Origin of the sequence: Streptomyces sp. YIM 98790 (assembly GCF_011421595.1) — a bacterium.
Taxonomy (GTDB): domain Bacteria; phylum Actinomycetota; class Actinomycetes; order Streptomycetales; family Streptomycetaceae; genus Streptomyces.
Genome location: NZ_WTLH01000139.1, coordinates 1 through 16,459, shown reverse-complemented (window position 1 = coordinate 16,459; position 16,459 = coordinate 1). Strand labels below are relative to the sequence as shown.

Annotated in this window: 13 protein-coding genes and 1 pseudogene; 10 read left to right on the top strand and 4 right to left on the bottom strand. The window is 73.9% G+C overall.

Going from position 1 to position 16,459, the window contains the following annotated elements; all coding sequences use genetic code 11:
* The 3 genes and pseudogenes from GQS09_RS20460 to GQS09_RS20450 form a co-directional block, all read left to right on the top strand.
* A pseudogene (locus GQS09_RS20460) lies at positions 1 to 1,344 on the top strand (hypothetical protein); the annotation flags it as partial.
* Positions 1,345 to 1,648: 304 nt separating this feature from the next.
* Entirely contained in the window at positions 1,649 to 3,223 is a 1,575-nt protein-coding gene (locus tag GQS09_RS20455; RefSeq protein WP_165988428.1) for a succinic semialdehyde dehydrogenase, read from the top strand.
* 51 nt (positions 3,224 to 3,274) lie between these two features.
* Complete coding sequence (locus tag GQS09_RS20450; RefSeq protein ID WP_165988426.1) at positions 3,275 to 5,191, top strand: GMC family oxidoreductase; 1,917 nt, start codon at positions 3,275 to 3,277, stop codon at positions 5,189 to 5,191.
* A 637-nt stretch (positions 5,192 to 5,828) separates the two neighbouring features.
* Here GQS09_RS20450 and GQS09_RS20445 read toward each other — a convergent pair.
* Complete coding sequence (locus tag GQS09_RS20445; protein WP_165988424.1) at positions 5,829 to 6,185, bottom strand: chorismate mutase; 357 nt, start codon at positions 6,183 to 6,185, stop codon at positions 5,829 to 5,831.
* Between the two features lie 396 nt (positions 6,186 to 6,581).
* On the opposite strand from GQS09_RS20445, the gene guaA reads away from it, so the two are divergent.
* The 5 genes from guaA to GQS09_RS20415 all read left to right on the top strand — a co-directional run bounded on the left by guaA (position 6,582) and on the right by GQS09_RS20415 (position 12,030).
* Complete coding sequence (gene guaA, locus GQS09_RS20440; protein WP_165988422.1) at positions 6,582 to 8,168, top strand: glutamine-hydrolyzing GMP synthase; 1,587 nt, start codon at positions 6,582 to 6,584, stop codon at positions 8,166 to 8,168.
* Positions 8,169 to 8,353: 185 nt separating this feature from the next.
* Positions 8,354 to 9,697, top strand: a complete 1,344-nt coding sequence (locus GQS09_RS20430) for an RNA polymerase subunit sigma-70 (protein ID WP_165988420.1) — start codon at positions 8,354 to 8,356, stop codon at positions 9,695 to 9,697.
* 104 nt (positions 9,698 to 9,801) lie between these two features.
* Positions 9,802 to 10,257 (top strand): SDR family NAD(P)-dependent oxidoreductase, encoded by a 456-nt coding sequence (locus GQS09_RS20425; RefSeq protein ID WP_165988418.1) that lies wholly within the window; start codon positions 9,802 to 9,804, stop codon positions 10,255 to 10,257.
* A 124-nt stretch (positions 10,258 to 10,381) separates the two neighbouring features.
* Positions 10,382 to 10,720: a YciI family protein gene (locus tag GQS09_RS20420; protein ID WP_165988416.1), complete on the top strand. Its 339-nt coding sequence runs from the start codon at positions 10,382 to 10,384 to the stop codon at positions 10,718 to 10,720.
* A 47-nt stretch (positions 10,721 to 10,767) separates the two neighbouring features.
* Positions 10,768 to 12,030 (top strand): RNA polymerase sigma factor, encoded by a 1,263-nt coding sequence (locus GQS09_RS20415; RefSeq protein WP_165988414.1) that lies wholly within the window; start codon positions 10,768 to 10,770, stop codon positions 12,028 to 12,030.
* A gap of 31 nt (positions 12,031 to 12,061) precedes the next feature.
* On the opposite strand, the gene GQS09_RS20410 is transcribed toward GQS09_RS20415, so the two are convergent.
* On the bottom strand, positions 12,062 to 12,895 hold the full coding sequence (locus GQS09_RS20410) for an alpha/beta fold hydrolase (protein ID WP_165988412.1): 834 nt from the start codon (positions 12,893 to 12,895) through the stop codon (positions 12,062 to 12,064).
* 133 nt (positions 12,896 to 13,028) lie between these two features.
* Between GQS09_RS20410 and GQS09_RS20405 the strand changes: the two genes are divergently transcribed.
* Positions 13,029 to 13,664: a TetR/AcrR family transcriptional regulator gene (locus tag GQS09_RS20405; protein ID WP_313896244.1), complete on the top strand. Its 636-nt coding sequence runs from the start codon at positions 13,029 to 13,031 to the stop codon at positions 13,662 to 13,664.
* Between the two features lie 44 nt (positions 13,665 to 13,708).
* Here the strand turns inward: GQS09_RS20405 and GQS09_RS20400 are convergent, their stop codons facing one another.
* Complete coding sequence (locus GQS09_RS20400; RefSeq protein ID WP_165988410.1) at positions 13,709 to 14,386, bottom strand: response regulator transcription factor; 678 nt, start codon at positions 14,384 to 14,386, stop codon at positions 13,709 to 13,711.
* Positions 14,383 to 15,714: an ATP-binding protein gene (locus GQS09_RS20395; protein WP_165988408.1), complete on the bottom strand. Its 1,332-nt coding sequence runs from the start codon at positions 15,712 to 15,714 to the stop codon at positions 14,383 to 14,385. Before GQS09_RS20395 ends, GQS09_RS20400 begins: the two co-directional genes overlap by 4 nt.
* 124 nt (positions 15,715 to 15,838) lie before the next feature.
* Here GQS09_RS20395 and GQS09_RS20390 point away from each other — a divergent pair.
* Positions 15,839 to 16,459: PspC domain-containing protein (locus tag GQS09_RS20390; RefSeq protein ID WP_243761609.1), on the top strand; the 621-nt coding region annotated here is incomplete at its 3' end.

The following is a 16,459-nucleotide window of genomic DNA, read 5'->3' as shown; positions in this document are numbered from 1 at the left end:
GCCGCCCGGGGGCCGGGCGGTCAGGCGCCGTGGGAGGCGCAGCAGCGGCCCGCCGGCACCGGAAACATCCCCGACCCCAGCCGCCGCTACCGCGGACCGGACGGCGCCCGGGCCGCCGAGCGCGCCCGGCAGGCCCGCATCACCACCGTCGGTGCCGTCACCGAGCGCTGGGCGCCCGAGCAGGCCGGCCCGGTGTACGACCACTGGCGGCTCGCCCCGCCGGTCGGCCCCGCCGCCGACCTGTGGGCGCTCGGCGCGCTGCTCTTCCGCGCCGTCCAGGGCCATCCGCCCTACCCCGAGGAGAGCGCCGGCGAACTCACCCAGGCGGTCTGCGCGGAACAGCCCGCCTTTGCCGAGGACAGCGGGGCGCTGCGCCCCGTCATCGAGTCGCTGCTGCGGCAGGATCCGACCGAGCGGCCGTCCACCGAAGAGCTGGCTGGCTGGCTGCGCTCGATCATCCGGTCCGCCCCGGCGCCCACGGTGGGTCTGCGCACCGCCACCCCGCCGATGCTCAACCCGGGCGAGCCGGCCGATCCGCACCGGCTGCCGGTGATCCGCCGCCGCGGCGAGCTGGTCTCCCGCCGCAGGCGGCGCAGCGGGGCCGGCCCCCGCCGCCTGGGCTGGGTGCTGCTCTCCCTGGTCCTGCTCGGCGTGGCGGGCGCCATGGCGTACGCCCTGTTCCTGATGGAGAGCGCCGACACCGACCGGGGCGGTGCCGCCGGCCCCGGCCAGGAGCAGACCGGGGACACCGGGGGCACCGAGGGCACCGGCGGCGAACGGTCCGGCCAGGAATCCGGCGGCGGCACCGGGGGGCAGGACGACCCTGCCACCCCCGGCCCCACCGACCAGCGGGACCCGACGCCCTCCGGCCCGGTCCAGGAACCCGGGCCGCCGCCCGAGGGCTTCACCCGCCACGAGGACGAGGCCGGCTTCGCGATCAACATTCCCCAGGGCTGGGAGCGGCGCCAGGGCACCCTGGAGGGACAGATCCAGTTCGTCAGCGGCGATCTGGTGCTGACCGTGGTCCCCGGCCGGGACGACATGGGCGAGTTCGGTGACGACCCGTCGGACTACCAGATGGAGCAGGAGCCGGAGCTCGCCGAGTTCCGCAGCGCCATCTGGCAGTCCTCCGGCGGGCTGGCCCAGGGCACCCAGGGCAATGTCGCCTGGGCGAGGGGCCTGTTCAGCTGGAAGTCGAACGGCGTGGAGTGGGTCGCCCGCAACTACGCCGCCCTGATCGAGGGCGAGTACCACGTGGTGCTGCTGCGCGGCCGGGAGGAGCAGCGCGACCAGATCGACGAGATCTACGACGTCATCGCCGGCAGCTACACCATCCTCGACTGAGCGCCTCCGCCGGCCCCGCCGTGCGCCTGCGGCCCGGTGCCGCGAGCACGTGACACACGACGGCATCGCGCACATGGCGTCCCGGGCCGGAGAGGTCGGGGACGGACCCGGCGGGACGGACGGCGGGGACGGCCGGTCCGGGGCCGGGCCTGCTCACCGGATGCGCGGCGCACGGGCGGTGAGGTGCGGTCCGGTGTGTGACGGCCGTCACTTCCCGGACCTGCCAGTGATCGCTGGCAACTTTCCCGCAAAAGTGGTTACCGATGGGTAGGCAGCGGGTGTCCGCTCCCCCTACCCTCCGCTCATGACGACTGCGCTGGATGACGCACGCAAGCATGCGGCCCGGGTGGTCACCGGTGAGCTGGTGGCCCGCCTCACCCGAGGCGTACCGGGCAGCGGTCGCACCGCCTGTCACAGCCCGCTCACCGGCGAGCGGCTCGCCGAACTGCCCGAGAGCACCGTGGAGGAGGTGGCCGGGGCCTTCGCGCGCGCCCGCACCGCCCAGCGGCCCTGGGCCGCCCGCCCGGTCCGCCGGCGTGCCGCCGTCCTGCTCCGCTTCCACGACCTGCTGCTCCGCCGCCAGGACGAGATCCTGGACCTGATCCAGCTGGAGACCGGCAAGGCCCGCCTGCACGCCCACGAGGAGGTGCAGGCGGTCGCCGTGGCCGCCCGCCACTACGGCCGCAAGGCCCCCGCCTATCTGCGGCCCAGGCGGCACACCGGCAGCGTCCCGCTCCTCACCCGGGTCCGCCAGCTGCGTCATCCGCGTGGCGTGGTGGGCCAGATCGCGCCCTGGAACTACCCCCTGGAGCTGTCCGTCGGCGACGCGCTGCCCGCCCTGGTGGCGGGCAACGCCCTGGTCATGAAGCCCGACACCGAGACCGCCCTGACCGCGCTGTGGGCCCGCCGCCTGCTGATCGAGGCCGGGCTGCCCGAGGACGTCTGGCAGGTGGTGCTCGGTGACGGCCCGGTGGTCGGCCGGGCCGTGGTGGAGCACGCCGACTACGTCTCGTTCACCGGCTCCACCGCCACCGGCAGGCTGGTCGCCCAGGGCGCCGCCGCCCGCCTGGTCGGCGCCAGCCTGGAACTCGGCGGCAAGAACGCCATGCTGGTCCTCCAGGACGCCGACCTGGACAAGGCGGCGGCCGGCGCGGTCCGCTCCTGCTTCTCCTCCGCCGGGCAGCTGTGCATCTCCATCGAACGGCTCTACGTCCACGAGTCCGTGGCCGACGCCTTCCTGGAGCGGTTCACCGCCCGCACCAGGGCCCTGCGCCTGGGCGGCGGCCTGGACTGGGGCGCCGGCATGGGCTCCCTGTCCTCCCAGGCCCAGCTGGACACGGTCGTCCGGCACGTCAAGGACGCGGTGGCGAACGGGGCCACCGTTCTGGCCGGCGGCAACCCGCGCCCCGACCTGGGCCCCTACTTCCACGAGCCCACCGTCCTGGACGGGGTCACCCCGGCGATGGCCGTGTGCGAGCAGGAGACCTTCGGACCGGTCGTCTCCGTCTACCGGTTCACGGACGAGGACGAGGCGGTCGAACGGGCCAACGCCACGCCGTACGGGCTCAACTCCTCCGTCTGGTCGCGCGACGCGCGGCGGGCGCGGCGGATCGCCGCCCGGCTGCACACCGGCACCGTCAACATCAACGAGGGGTATGCGGCGGCCTACGGCAGCGTGCAGGCCCCGATGGGCGGCATGGGCGACTCCGGCCTCGGCCGCCGGCACGGCGCGGAGGGCATCCACAAGTACACCGAGCCCCAGACCATCGCCCACCAGCGAGTGATGCCGCTCGCCCCGTCCTTCGGCATGGACGACCGTCAGTACGCCCGCTTCATGTCCGGCTCGCTCCGCGTGCTGAAGGCCCTCCGCTTCCGCTGACCCGCGCCCCGCCGCCCGCGCCCCCGCCTCGCCCTTCCCGGGAGAAACCGCATGTCCCCACGCAATGACGCGTCCCCGGCCCCCGACCGCGACGAGTACGACCGCGACGAGTACGACTACGACGTGCTGGTGATCGGCTCCGGCTTCGGCGGCTCGGTCGCCGCGCTCCGGCTCACCGAGAAGGGCTACCGGGTCGGCGTGCTGGAGGCCGGCCGCCGCTTCGCCCGCGACGAACTGCCCCGGAACTCCTGGGACCTGCGCAACTACCTCTGGGCGCCCCGTCTCGGCCTGTACGGCATCCAGCGCATCCACCTGCTCAACAACGTCATGGTGCTGGCCGGAGCCGGGGTCGGCGGCGGCTCCCTCAACTACGCCAACACCCTGTACGTGCCGCCGCCCGCCTTCTTCCAGGACCGGCAGTGGGCCGGCATCACCGACTGGCAGCAGGAGCTGAACCCCTACTACGAGCAGGCCAAGCGGATGCTCGGGGTGCGGATCAACCCCACCATGACCCCCTCCGACGTTCATCTGAAGGCCGCCGCCGACAAGATGGGCATCGGCGACACCTTCCACATGGCACCGGTGGGGGTCTTCTTCGGGGACGGCGAGGACGCCGACGGGGAGAGCTCCGCCCGGCCCGGCGAAGAGGTCCCGGACCCGTACTTCGGCGGTGCCGGACCGGCCCGCCGCGCCTGCACCGAATGCGGCGAGTGCATGACCGGCTGCCGCCACGGCGCCAAGAACACCCTGAACGAGAACTACCTCCACCTCGCCGAACGGTCGGGCGCCACCATCCATCCGCTCACCACCGTCATCGCCGTCGAGGAGCTCCCCGGCGGCACCGGAGGCCGGGAGGACCGGGAGGACCGGGAGAACGGGGAGAACGGGCCGGGCTATGCGGTGACCGTGGTGCCCACCGACGCCCCGCCGCGCAAGCGGCGGCGCCGCCGACGGGTGCTGCGCAGCAGGTACGTGGTGGTGGCCGCCGGAACGTACGGCACCCAGACCCTGCTGCACCGGATGCGCGACGAGGGCCGGCTGCCCCGCCTCTCGGACCGCCTGGGCCACCTCACCCGCACCAACTCCGAGGCGCTGGTGGGCTCCAGCACCCTCGCCTACCGCTACCGCCGTCGCTGGGGCAAGGACGCGGTGCCGGAGTTCCACAAGGGCGTCGCCATCACCTCCTCGGTGCATCCCAACAGCTCCACCCACATCGAGCCGGTGCGCTACGGGCGCGGCTCCAACGCCATGAGCCTGCTGTCCATCAAGCAGTTCCGGCAGGGCGGACGGATGCCCAGGCTGCTCGCCTACCTGGCCACCTCGCTGCGCCACCCGCTGGTCACCCTGGCCTCCCGCAACCCCCGCAAGTGGTCGGAGCGGACCATCATCGGCCTGGTCATGCAGACCCACGACAACTCGCTGGTCACCTACCGCAGACCGAAGGGCATCGGGAAAGGGCTGCTCACCGCCCGGCAGGGCCACGGCGCACCCAACCCCGACTGGATTCCCGAGGGCGCCGAGGCGGCCCGGCGGGTGGCCGAGGAGATCAACGGCTTCGCCGGGACGAACGTCGGCGAACTGACCGGGATGCCGCTGACCGCCCACTTCCTGGGGGGCTGCCCCATCGGCGCCGGCCCGGAGAGCGGCGTCATCGACCCCTACCACCGGCTCTACGGCCACCCCGGCATCTCGGTGGTGGACGGCTCCTCCATCTCCGCCAACCTGGGGGTCAACCCCTCCCTGACCATCACCGCGCAGGCGGAACGCGCCATGGCCCTGTGGCCCAACAAGGGCGACGCCGACCCGCGGCCCGCGCAGGGCGAGACGTACCGGAGGACCGGGGCGGTGGAGCCACGCCGGCCCGCGGTGCCCAAGGAGGCGTTCGCCGCGCTGCGTCTCCCGCTGCTGCCGGTGCCCCCGGTGCCCCCGGTGCCCCCGGTGCCGGAGGCCCGGCCCCGGAGTGACTGACCGCCCCCGCCCCGCACAGCGGCGCCCGGGTCACCGGCCGGCCCGTGCTCCGGCCGGCCGTCGTCCTGCGGCCCGACGGTGCCCGGCCGGGCCGGGTGGCACGTCGGGAAACGGGTAACCCCGGCCCGCATCTTGGGGGGAGACGCGGGCCGGGGTCTGCGGCGGGCACTGGCGACAGGGCGGCACCAGTGCCGGCCTCGCGGTGCCCGGGGGAGACACCGCGGTCCGTGGTCCGCCGGTCCGCCCCATGGCGGAGACACCCGGCAGGCTCTGCCCTGCATCGTGCTGGACGACGCGGCTCCGGGCAAGGGTCATGTCATGACGAATGTGTACGCGTGGGTCGCACTGACGCCCGTCCGCGCCGCCCCGCGCCCGCCGTTCCCGCATCCGGCACGGGCCGCCCGCGTCCGGACACGAACAGTGGCCGGTTCCCGGCGTCCCGGGAACCGGCCACTGCGGTCGTGACCGGTCTGCTGTCCCCTGCTGCCCGGCCACCGCGCCGGAACGAGGTCCCACGACGCGCTGCCTCACCGCACCGGGAGGAGGCCGCGCGTCTCATCGCTCCGGAGCAACCGGTTCAACGAAGGCCCGGGAAGCCGGGTCACGCTCCGTACGAGTGACGTGCGGGCACGCAGGTTCAAATCCGCCCGCGGCACAGCTCCAGCAGCGTCATGGCGAGCTGGGTGCCGGGGCGGCCCAGCGCGTCCCGGTAGCGGCCCAGGATCTCCATCTCGCGCGCCAGATGGACCCGGCGTCCGCCCGAGGCGATGCGGGCCCGCTGGATCACCTCCGAGACCGCCATCCGCTCCTGGATCAGGCCGATGATCCGGTCGTCCAGGGCGTCGATGCGTTCGCGGGCATTCCCGATCGCCTCCGCCGCCCCGGCGTCCCGCGCCCCCGTGCGGTCCGCCGCCGCCCCGGGCGCCGCCCCCGGCGCCGCTGTCTGCGTCGCCGTCGCCGCCGTCCGCGCCGTCGCCGTCTCTGCTGCCGCCATGGTCCGTTCTTCTCCTGTCCGGGTCCGAGAGGTGTCCCCGGGCCGGGCCCGTGACGGCGNTCTTCTCCTGTCCGGGTCCGAGAGGTGTCCCCGGGCCGGGCCCGTGACGGCGAGGCGCCCCGGGCCGTACGGCCCGGGGCGCCTGAAGTCGCTGTCTGTGTCACGCAGTGCGCAGCGCTTCGCATGGCAGCCGGCCGAGCCGGGTGCCATAGGTAAAGAAGCGGGTGCGGTGCTGCATGGGGCCGAGTATGCCACCGCCGTCCGGGCCCCGCGAGGCGGCGGCCGGATGGTGAGACGGCGCGTCCCGGTAGACTCGCGGTACCACCCCGCATCAACCGCCGGAAGGCCAAAACCTCCGTGGCAACCGAATCCACCAGCGCAAGCGAAGGCGCCGGCGTGACCGCGCCCGCCGCTCCCGGCACCCCTGACACGGTCCTCGTCGTCGATTTCGGTGCCCAGTACGCGCAGCTCATCGCCCGCCGGGTCCGCGAGGCCCGGGTCTACAGCGAGATCGTGCCGTCCACCATGCCGGTGGCCGAGATGCTCGCCCGCAGGCCGGCCGCGGTCATCCTCTCCGGCGGCCCGTCCTCGGTCTACACCGAGGAGGCTCCCGGCCTGGACCGCGCGCTGTTCGAGGCCGGGGTGCCCGTCCTCGGCATCTGCTACGGCTTCCAGCTCATGGCCCGCACGCTGGGCGGCACCGTGGACAACACCGGCGCCCGGGAGTACGGCCGCACCCGGCTGACCGTTTCCCGCGCCGGCTCCACCCTCTTCGAGGGCACCCCGCAGGAGCAGACGGTGTGGATGTCGCACGGCGACGCCTGCTCGGCCGCGCCGGCCGGGTTCACCGTCACCGCCTCCACCGAGGAGGTACCGGTCGCCGCCTTCGAGGACGACGAGCGGCGGCTCTACGGCGTGCAGTACCACCCCGAGGTGCTGCACTCCACGCACGGCCAGCAGGTGCTGGAGCACTTCCTCTACCGGGGGGCCGGGCTGCGGCCCGTCTGGACCACGGGCTCGATCGTGGCCGAGCAGGTGGCGGCGATCCGGGAGCAGATCGGCGGCAAGCGGGCCATCTGCGGGCTGTCCGGCGGGGTGGACTCGGCGGTCGCCGCGGCCCTGGTCAACAAGGCCATCGGGGACCGGCTGACCTGCGTGTACGTCGACCACGGGCTGATGCGCAAGGGCGAGACCGAGCAGGTCGAGAAGGATTTCGTGGCCGCCACCGGGGCCCAGCTGCGGGTGGTGGACGCCTCGGAGCGCTTCCTGGCCGCGCTCGCCGGGGTCACCGACCCGGAGGAGAAGCGCAAGATCATCGGCCGGGAGTTCATCCGGGTCTTCGAGCAGGCCCAGGCGGAGATCGTGGCCGAGGCGGGGGAGCGGGGCGAGGAGGTCAGCTTCCTGGTCCAGGGCACGCTCTACCCGGACGTGGTCGAGTCCGGCGGCGGCACCGGCACGGCCAGCATCAAGTCGCACCACAATGTCGGCGGCCTTCCCGAGGACCTCCGGTTCGAGCTGGTCGAGCCGCTGCGCCGGCTGTTCAAGGACGAGGTCCGGATGGTGGGCCAGGAACTGGGCCTGCCGGAGGAGATCGTGCACCGGCAGCCGTTCCCGGGCCCGGGGCTGGGCATCCGGATCGTCGGCGAGATCACCCGGGACCGCCTGGAGCTGCTGCGCGAGGCCGACGCCATCGCCCGTGAGGAGCTGACCGCGGCCGGGCTGGACCGGGACATCTGGCAGTGCCCCGTGGTGCTGCTGGCCGACGTGCGCAGCGTGGGCGTGCAGGGTGACGGCCGCACCTACGGCCACCCGGTGGTGCTGCGCCCGGTGTCCTCCGAGGACGCCATGACCGCGGACTGGTCCCGCCTGCCGTACGACGTGCTGGCCCGGATCTCCACCCGGATCACCAACGAGGTGCGCGAGGTGAACCGCGTGGCCCTCGACATCACCAGCAAGCCCCCGGGCACCATCGAGTGGGAGTGACGGCCCCGGCCCTCCCGCCGCCGTGCCGCCCGCCCGGCATCCACCGCGAGCAGCTCAAGCCGACCGTGCCCTTCGGCATCGACATCGACCTCACCGAGGTGACCAGGCCGTAGCCGGGCGGTGGCATGATCGGGAAAGCGTCACGCCGGGCGGCGTGACGCTTTCCCGGGACGCGGAGGCCGCTCATGGCGGAGGAGAAGAACTGCCGTGCCTGCGGCAGGGCGCTGCCCGCCCGTGCGCCGGCCGGGCGCGCCGGCCGGCCGGCGCGTCACTGCTCGGCGGCCTGCCGGCAGCGATCGTACCGGGACCGGCGGGCCGGGGCCGACGGCGGCGGCCCGGAGAGCGTGCCGGAGCTGATCGCGGACATCGGCCCACGGGTGGAGCGGCTGACGCCGCGGCCGCCGGAACCGTTCTACGCCCAGGTCTCCGCATTGGCCTCCACGGTGAACCGGCTGCGGCGCCTGGCCCGGGCGGCCCGTGACGCCGCGGAGGCGGAAAACATCACACAGGTTCCCGTGACGGAATCCGGTGAACCGGCCTTCGCCGAGGCGGTCGAACCGTACCGGCGGGAGCTGCATGTGCACTGCTACCGGATGACCGGCTCCTACGACGACGCCGAGGACCTGCTCCAGGAAACCCTGCTGCGCGCCTGGCGCTCCCGCGGCACCTTCCAGGGCCGGGCCGCGCTGCGCACCTGGCTGTACCGCATCGCCACCCACACCTGTCTGGACTTCCTGCGCCGCCACCCGCGCACCCCGCACCACTACGGGCCCTCTCCGGTGGAGCCGTCGGTGCCGGTGGACCGGCCCCCGTCCATGGTGGCCTGGCTCCAGCCCTACCCCGACGACCTGCTCGCCGGGATTCCCGCCGACCAGCAGGGGCCGGACACCGCCGCCGTCTCCCGGGAGACGCTGGAACTGGTCTTCCTGGCCGCCCTCCAGCACCTGCCGCCCCGCCAGCGCGCCGCGCTGATCCTGCGCGACGTGCTCGGCCGCAGCGCCGCCGACACCGCGTCCCTGCTGGGGCTGAGCGTGGCCGCCGCCAACAGCGCCGTCCAGCGCGCCCGCGCCACGCTGCGCGCACGCCTGCCCGGGAGGCGGCTGGACTGGTCCCGCCCGGCCGCCGACACCCCGGAGGTGGAACGCGCCGTGCTCGACCGCTACATGGACGCCGCGCAGCGTGCCGACACCGCCGCCATGCTGGAGGTGCTGTCCGAGGACGTGCTGCTCACCATGCCGCCCAACCCCCTGTGGTTCGCCGGGCGGGAGGCACTGCTCACCTTTCTCCGTCCGCACCTCGACCCGGCCTCGCCCGCCTTCGCCGGGCGCTGGCGGCACCGGCCGGTGCGCGCCAACGGGACGCAGGCCGTGGCGGGCTGGCTCCAGCGGCCGGGCACCACCGTCTACCGGGCGCAGGTCATCGACGTGCTGCGCATCGAGGGCGGCCGGATCGCGGAGATCACCACCTTCGAGCCGCACCTCTTCCCGGCCTTCGGGCTGCCGCTGACGCTTTCCGCCGCCGACCGATGAGTTTTTCCGCCCCGCTCGGTCTGTATCTCCGCCGGCACGTCCGCCGGCCGTGACGCACCCGGCCCCGGGGGCACCCGGGGCCCGGAGAACAGAGGAGCCGCACCATGCCCGAGACCACCCGGCCCACCGCACCCACCGCAACAGCCGCCGCCGCACCCACCGCACCCGGCTCGCTCGCCGGGAAGAACGCGGTGATCTACGGCGGCGGCGGGGCCATCGGCGGTGCCGTGGCCCGCACCTTCGCCGCCCGGGGCGCCCGGGTCTTCCTCGCCGGGCGCACCGCCGCCACCCTCCGGTCCGTCGCCGAGGAGATCACCGCCGCGGGCGGTGCGGCCGAGACGGCCGTGCTGGATGCACGGGACGGGCAGGCGGTGGCCGAGCACGCCCGCGCGGTCGCCCACCGGGCCGGCGGCCTGGACATCTCGTTCAACCTGGTCACCCGCGGCGATGTGCAGGGCAGGCCGCTGACCGGGATGTCCCCCGCCGATTTCCTGCGCCCGGTGACCGACGGGCTGGCCGCCAACTTCCTCACCGCCACCGGCGGCATGTTCCCCGGCTGACCGGCCCGGAAAAAAATCCGGTGGTCCGGCGGCCGGTCCGTCGATCCGGGCGGAAGCCGTTCGTATAGAGGGTGAGCGGCCGGGAACGGACCGGCCGCCGACCACGAACACAGAGGTGATCGTCATGACGCAGTACCTGCTCACCGTGTACCAGCCGGACGGACCGCTGCCCGCGCCGGAGGAGCTGCAGAAGGTGATGGGCGAGGTGGAAGCCGTGGACCGGGCGATGCGGGACGCGGGCGTCTGGGTCTTCTCCGGCGGCCTGCACCCGCCGTCCACCGCCACCGTGCTCAACCCCAAGGGCGCGGACGTGCTGATGACCGACGGCCCCTACATCGAGGGCAAGGAGCACGTCGGCGGCTTCACCATCATCGAGGCCCCGGATCTGGACGCGGCCCTGGAGTGGGGCCGCAGGCTGGCCGCGGCCACCACCCTGCCCATCGAGGTCCGTCCCTTCCAGTAACGGGTACCGGAACGAGTCCGGAGCCCCGCAGCGCACCGAGGAGAGCCATGCCCGCCGCCGCGCTCCCCGTCACGGAGATCAGCCGCGTGTTCCGCGAGGAATACGGACGTGCGGTCGCCGTCCTCGTCCGCCGCTTCGGCGACATCGACCTCGCCGAGGAGGCCGTGCAGGAGGCGTTCACCGTGGCGGTGGAGCGCTGGCCGGCGCAGGGCACACCGCCCAGCCCGGCCGGCTGGATTCTCACCACCGCCCGCAACCGCGCCGTCGACCGGCTGCGCCGCGAGGCGTCCCGCGACGACCGCCAGGCGCAGGCGGCCGGACTGATGGCGGCCGCGAGCGATGACGCGGCGGCCGCCGAGGAGGAGGAAGGGCCCGTGCACGACGACCGGCTGCGGCTGATCTTCACCTGCTGCCATCCCGCGCTGTCCGCCCAGGCCCAGGTGGCCCTCACCCTGCGGCTGCTGGGCGGGCTGACCACCGCCGAGATCGCCCGCGCGTTCCTGGTCTCCGAGCCGACCATGGCGCAGCGGCTGGTACGGGCCAAGGGCAAGATCCGCGACGCCCGCATCCCCTACCGGGTCCCCCGCGAGGCCGACCTGCCGGACCGGCTGCGGGCCGTGCTGGCGGTGCTCTACCTGATCTTCACCGAGGGCCACACCGCCAGCTCCGGAGACACCCTCACCCGCGACGACCTGAGCGCCGAGGCGATCCGGCTGGCCCGGCTGCTGGCCGGGCTGATGCCGGACGAGCCGGAGGCGCTCGGCCTGCTGGCCCTGATGCTGCTCACCCAGGCCCGCCGCCCGGCGCGCACCGGCCCGGACGGCGGCCTGGTCCCGCTGCCCGAGCAGGACCGCGCGCTGTGGGACCGGGAGCTGATCGCCGAGGGCCAGGCCCTGGTGCGCCGCTGCCTGCGCCGCAACCGGCCCGGCCCCTACCAGGTGCAGGCCGCCGTCAACGCCGTGCACTGCGATGCCGCGACGGCGGCCGACACCGACTGGCCGCAGATCCTCGGCCTCTACGACCACCTGCTGGCCCTTGCCCCGACCCCGGTGGTGGCGCTCAACCGGGCCGTGGCCGTGGCCGAGGTGCACGGCCCGGCCGCCGCCCTGCCGCTGGTCGGAGAGCTGGCGCCCCGCCTCGACGGCTACCACCTCTTCCACGCCGTCCACGCCGACCTGCTGCGCCGGCTGGGACGCACCGCCGAGGCCCTGGCCGCCTACGACGCCGCCCTGGCCCGTACCACCAACACCGCGGAACGCGCCCACCTGCAACGTGCCCGTGCGGGGCTGCGGACAGAGCCCGGTTCCTGACGGCCGGCGGCGGCCCGCGGGTGCCCGGCGGTTACCTTGCGAGGAAGGCGAGCAGCGCCTCGCTGACCTCCTCGGCGTGCGTCCAGAGCAGGCCGTGCGGGGCACCCTCGATCTCGACGTACTCGGCGTCCGGGAGCAGCCGGTGGAAGGGGCGGGCGGTGGCGTCGACGGGAAGGATGCGGTCGCCGGTGCCGTGCAGGATGAGAGCGGGCACGTCGATCCGGGGGATGTCCCCGCGGAAATCGGTGATCCAGGTGGGCACGGCCGCCTGGGAGGCGTACCAGGAGGAGCCGGCGGCGACGTTCCAGCTGTTGCGCAGCGCCTCCTCCGACAGCCGGGACCCGAGGGTCTCGTCGGTGTTGTAGAAGTCCCGGTAGAAGTCGGTGAAGTAGGCGTACCGGTCCTGCCGCACCGCGGTCCGGATGGAGTCGAAGACCTCCTGGGGGATGCCCGTTCCGTTGTCCTCGGTCTTGAGCAGGAACGGCTGCAGGGAGGCCAGGAACGCCGCCTTGGCGACCCGGCCGGAGCCGTAGGTGCCGAGGTAGCGGGCCACCTCGCCGCTGCCCATGGAGAAGCCCACCAGCGTCACCTCGGTGAGGTCCAGGATCTCCAGCAGGGTGTTCAGGTCGGCGGCGAAGGTGTCGTAGTCGTAGCCGGTGGCGGGCTGGCCGGAGCGGCCGAAGCCGCGCCGGTCGTAGGTGATGACCCGGTAGCCGGCATCCAGCAGAGCCGCGCTCTGCTTCTCCCAGCTGTGACCGTCCAGCGGGTAGCCGTGGATGAGGACGACCGGCCGGCCGGTGCCGTGGTCCTCGTAGTAGAGGTCGATGCTGGTGCTGTTCTCGGTACCGACGGTGATGTACGGCATCGTCTCGCCTCTCGGACTGTGGGAGAACGATCGTTCTCCGCGATGTCCGCTACTCTAGAGAACGAGCGTTCTCCGCGCAAGTCCGATAGCTTGCCCGGTCGGGAACAAACGGAGAAGGGAGAGGAGGGCACCAGTGAACGACCCGCGCACGACCCAGGAGGGCCGCCGTGCCCAGGGACGCGCCCCCGACGACGCGACCGCCCACGCCCGGGTGCTGGAAGCCGCGGACCGGCTGTTCTACACGCGCGGCATCCAGGCGGTCGGCATGGACGACCTGCGGGCCGCCTCCGGCATCTCCCTCAAGCGGATCTACCGCCTCTTCGCCGCCAAGGAGGCGATCGTGGAGGAGGTGCTGCGCCGGCGGCACGACGCCTGGGAGGCGGGCCTGTCCGAAGCGCTCGCCACGACCGGCGACGCACGGCAGCGGCTACTGGCGATCTACGACTTCCTGGCCCGCTGGTTCGACGAGGACGGATTCCGCGGCTGCGTCTTCATCAACTCCTTCGGCGAGCTCAGCGGCACCGCACCACGCATCGCCGAGATCGTCCGCGCCCACAAGGCGGACTTCCAGCGGACCGTGGCCCAGCTGGTCGCCGAGGCGGGCGGACCGCCGGCACTCGCACCGCAGCTGGCGATCCTCGCCGAGGGCGCACAGACGACGGCGGCCATCTCCGGCACCGCGACCGCGGCCGACCAGGCCCGGGCGGCGGCCGAAACCCTCATCGACGCCGCCCTGCCCCCCGCCCCCGCCACCCGGCGCACCGCCTGACGCTCCCGCCGGGTGGTTCCCCTCCGGCAGGCGGACCAGAAAGGTCAGATCAGGCGGCGGGCGGTGGCCCAGCGGGTGAGTTCGTGGCGGTTGGAGAGCTGGAGCTTGCGCAGCACCGCGGAGACATGGGACTCGACGGTCTTGACGGAGATGAAGAGCTCCTTGCCGACTTCCTTGTAGGCGTAGCCGCGGGCGATCAGCCGCAGCACTTCGCGTTCGCGCTGGGTGAGGCGGTCCAGGTCCTCGTCGACCGGGGCGGTCTCGCTGGAGGCGAAGGCGTCCAGCACGAATCCGGCGAGGCGGGGGGAGAAGACGGCGTCGCCGTCGGCGACCCGGAACACCGCGTCGACCAGGTCGGTGCCGGTGATGGTCTTGGTGACATAACCGCGGGCGCCGCCGCGGATCACGCCGATGACGTCCTCGGCGGCGTCGGAGACCGACAGGGCCAGGAAGCGGACCGGGGCGTCGGTGTCGGCCATCAGCGGGGCGCAGCGGCGGAGGACTTCGACACCGCCGCCGCCGGGGAGGTGGACATCGAGGAGCACCACGTCGGGGCGGGTGGCCTTGATCACGGTGACGGCCTGGTCCACGTCACCGGCCTCGCCGACCACCTCGACACCGGTGGCGGCGGTCTCCCCGATCTCGGCCTGCACGCCGGCGCGGAACATGCGGTGGTCGTCGACGAGGACGACCCTGGCCCGGCCGCCCGGCTGCTCGGTCATGACGCTCGCTCCATGGTCAGTTCGATTTCCGTTCCCTCGCCGGGCGCGGACTTCACCCGGGCCGTGCCGCCGTGGCGCTGCATCCGGCCGATGATGGACTCGCGGACGCCCATCCGGTCCGAGGGCACCGCGTCCAGGTCGAAGCCCGGGCCCCGGTCGCGCACCGACAGGAATACGGTACGCCCCTCCACTTCGGCGAAGACCCGCACGGGTGCCGCGTCCCCGCCGTACTTGGCGGCGTTGACCATGGCCTCCCGCGCGGCCTGGAGCAGGGCCGCCAGGGATTCGTCGGTGGGGCAGTCGCCCACGCACACCACCTCGATCGGGGAGCCGTGGTAGTCCTCCACCTCGGCCGCGGTGGCCTTGACCGACTCGGCGAAGCTGGCCGGCCGGGCGTCGGTCTCCTCGCCGCCGTCGGCGGGGGAGCCGGCGGGCGGGGCACCGGCGGACGAGGTGCCGGACGTGGCCGAGGCGTTGGACTCGGCCGACTTGTAGAGCCAGGCCCGCAGATCCCGTTCCTGGGCGCGGGCCAGCCGGGCCACCTCCCGGGGATTCTCGGCGTTGCGCTGGATCAGGGTCAGGGTGTGCAGCACCGAGTCGTGGATGTGCGCGGCGACCTCGGCCCGCTCCTGCGCCCGGATGCGCATGGTGCGCTCCTCGGAGAGCTCCTGCACCACCCGCACCAGATAGGGCCCGGCCAGCAGGGCGATGCCGACGAGGACGGCCAGCGACGCCTGGAGGACGCGGCTCAGGTCCTCGCTGACGCCCTGCGCCACCACAAAACCGACCACACCGACCAGCACCAGCAGCCCGCCCGCCGCGCTGCGCGCCAGCGGCAGCCAGCGGCTGCGCCGGGTGACCGCGGCCCAGTGCGAGCGCCGTGAGTCGTCCGCCTGCCGCCACACCACCGCGGCGCCGATGCCGATCAGGATCAGCGGCACCAGATACGCCCCGGCGATCTGGAACTGCACGTTCTCCCAGAACGCGATCAGGCCCAGCAGCAGCACCGCCAGCGCGAAGACCTGGCCCTTCTGCGCGGCCCGCCGGTTGCGCTTGCGCTCCTTGGGCGTCACCGGCCGCTGCTGCTGCGGCTGGGTGCCCAGCGGCACCACGAACCAGAAGATGCCGTAGACCAGCACGCCCAGCCCGCTGGCCATGGTCAGGGCGATGAACACGATCCGCACCCAGGACACCGGCACCGCCAGATGCCCGGCCATCCCCTGCGCCACCCCGCCCAGCCAGCGTCCCTCGGCGCTGCGGTACAGCTTGCGCGGCGCCGCCTCGTCGAGGTCGCCGCCGCCCGCGGACGTGGGCGTGGGGGAGGTCATGCTCCAGATCGTCACATGGTTCGGGCCGCGGTGGCATCAGGGCTGTTCCCTGAGCGGAACTCAGGGATGGTTCCGGGGCCGTCCCGGATGCGTGGCGGCCCGGCGGCCGGGCACGATGGAGGCCATGAGCGACGAGCAGCAGCGGCAGCGGGCCGGGGCCGCGGCTGCCCGCCCGCGGGCCGGCTCCCATCCCGCCCGCCCGCCCCGGCCCCCGATGACCCGCAGCCGCCACAAGGTGGTCGGCGGGGTGTGCGCGGGCCTGGGACGCTACTTCGACATCGACCCGGTGATCTTCCGGGTGCCGCTGGCGGTGCTCTCCCTCATCGGCGGCATCGGCTTCATCGCCTACGGCATCGCCTGGCTGGCGCTGCCGTACGAGGACGAGGACGAGAACGAGGCCCGCCGGATGCTCTCCGGCCGGGTGGAGGGCCCGGGCCTGACCGCGCTGCTGCTGATCGTGGTCGGCGTCGGTCTGCTGCTGGCCTCCATCGAGGCCCGCACCCAGTTCTTCTCCGTGATGCTGCTGGGCACCCTGGTCGGCGCGGCCTACTGGTCGCAGCACCGCCGCCGCACCCAGGACGCCGAGGCGCAGGGCGCACCGGTGGACGCGGCCACCGCCGAGGCCGTGGCGCAGACCGTGGCCACCGCCCCGCCGGAGGCGCAGGCGCCGCCGGTGCCGGCCGGCCCGTCCTGGTGGCGGGGCACCTCGGACGGGCGGATGGGCGGCACCGCCCGCGGCTATCTG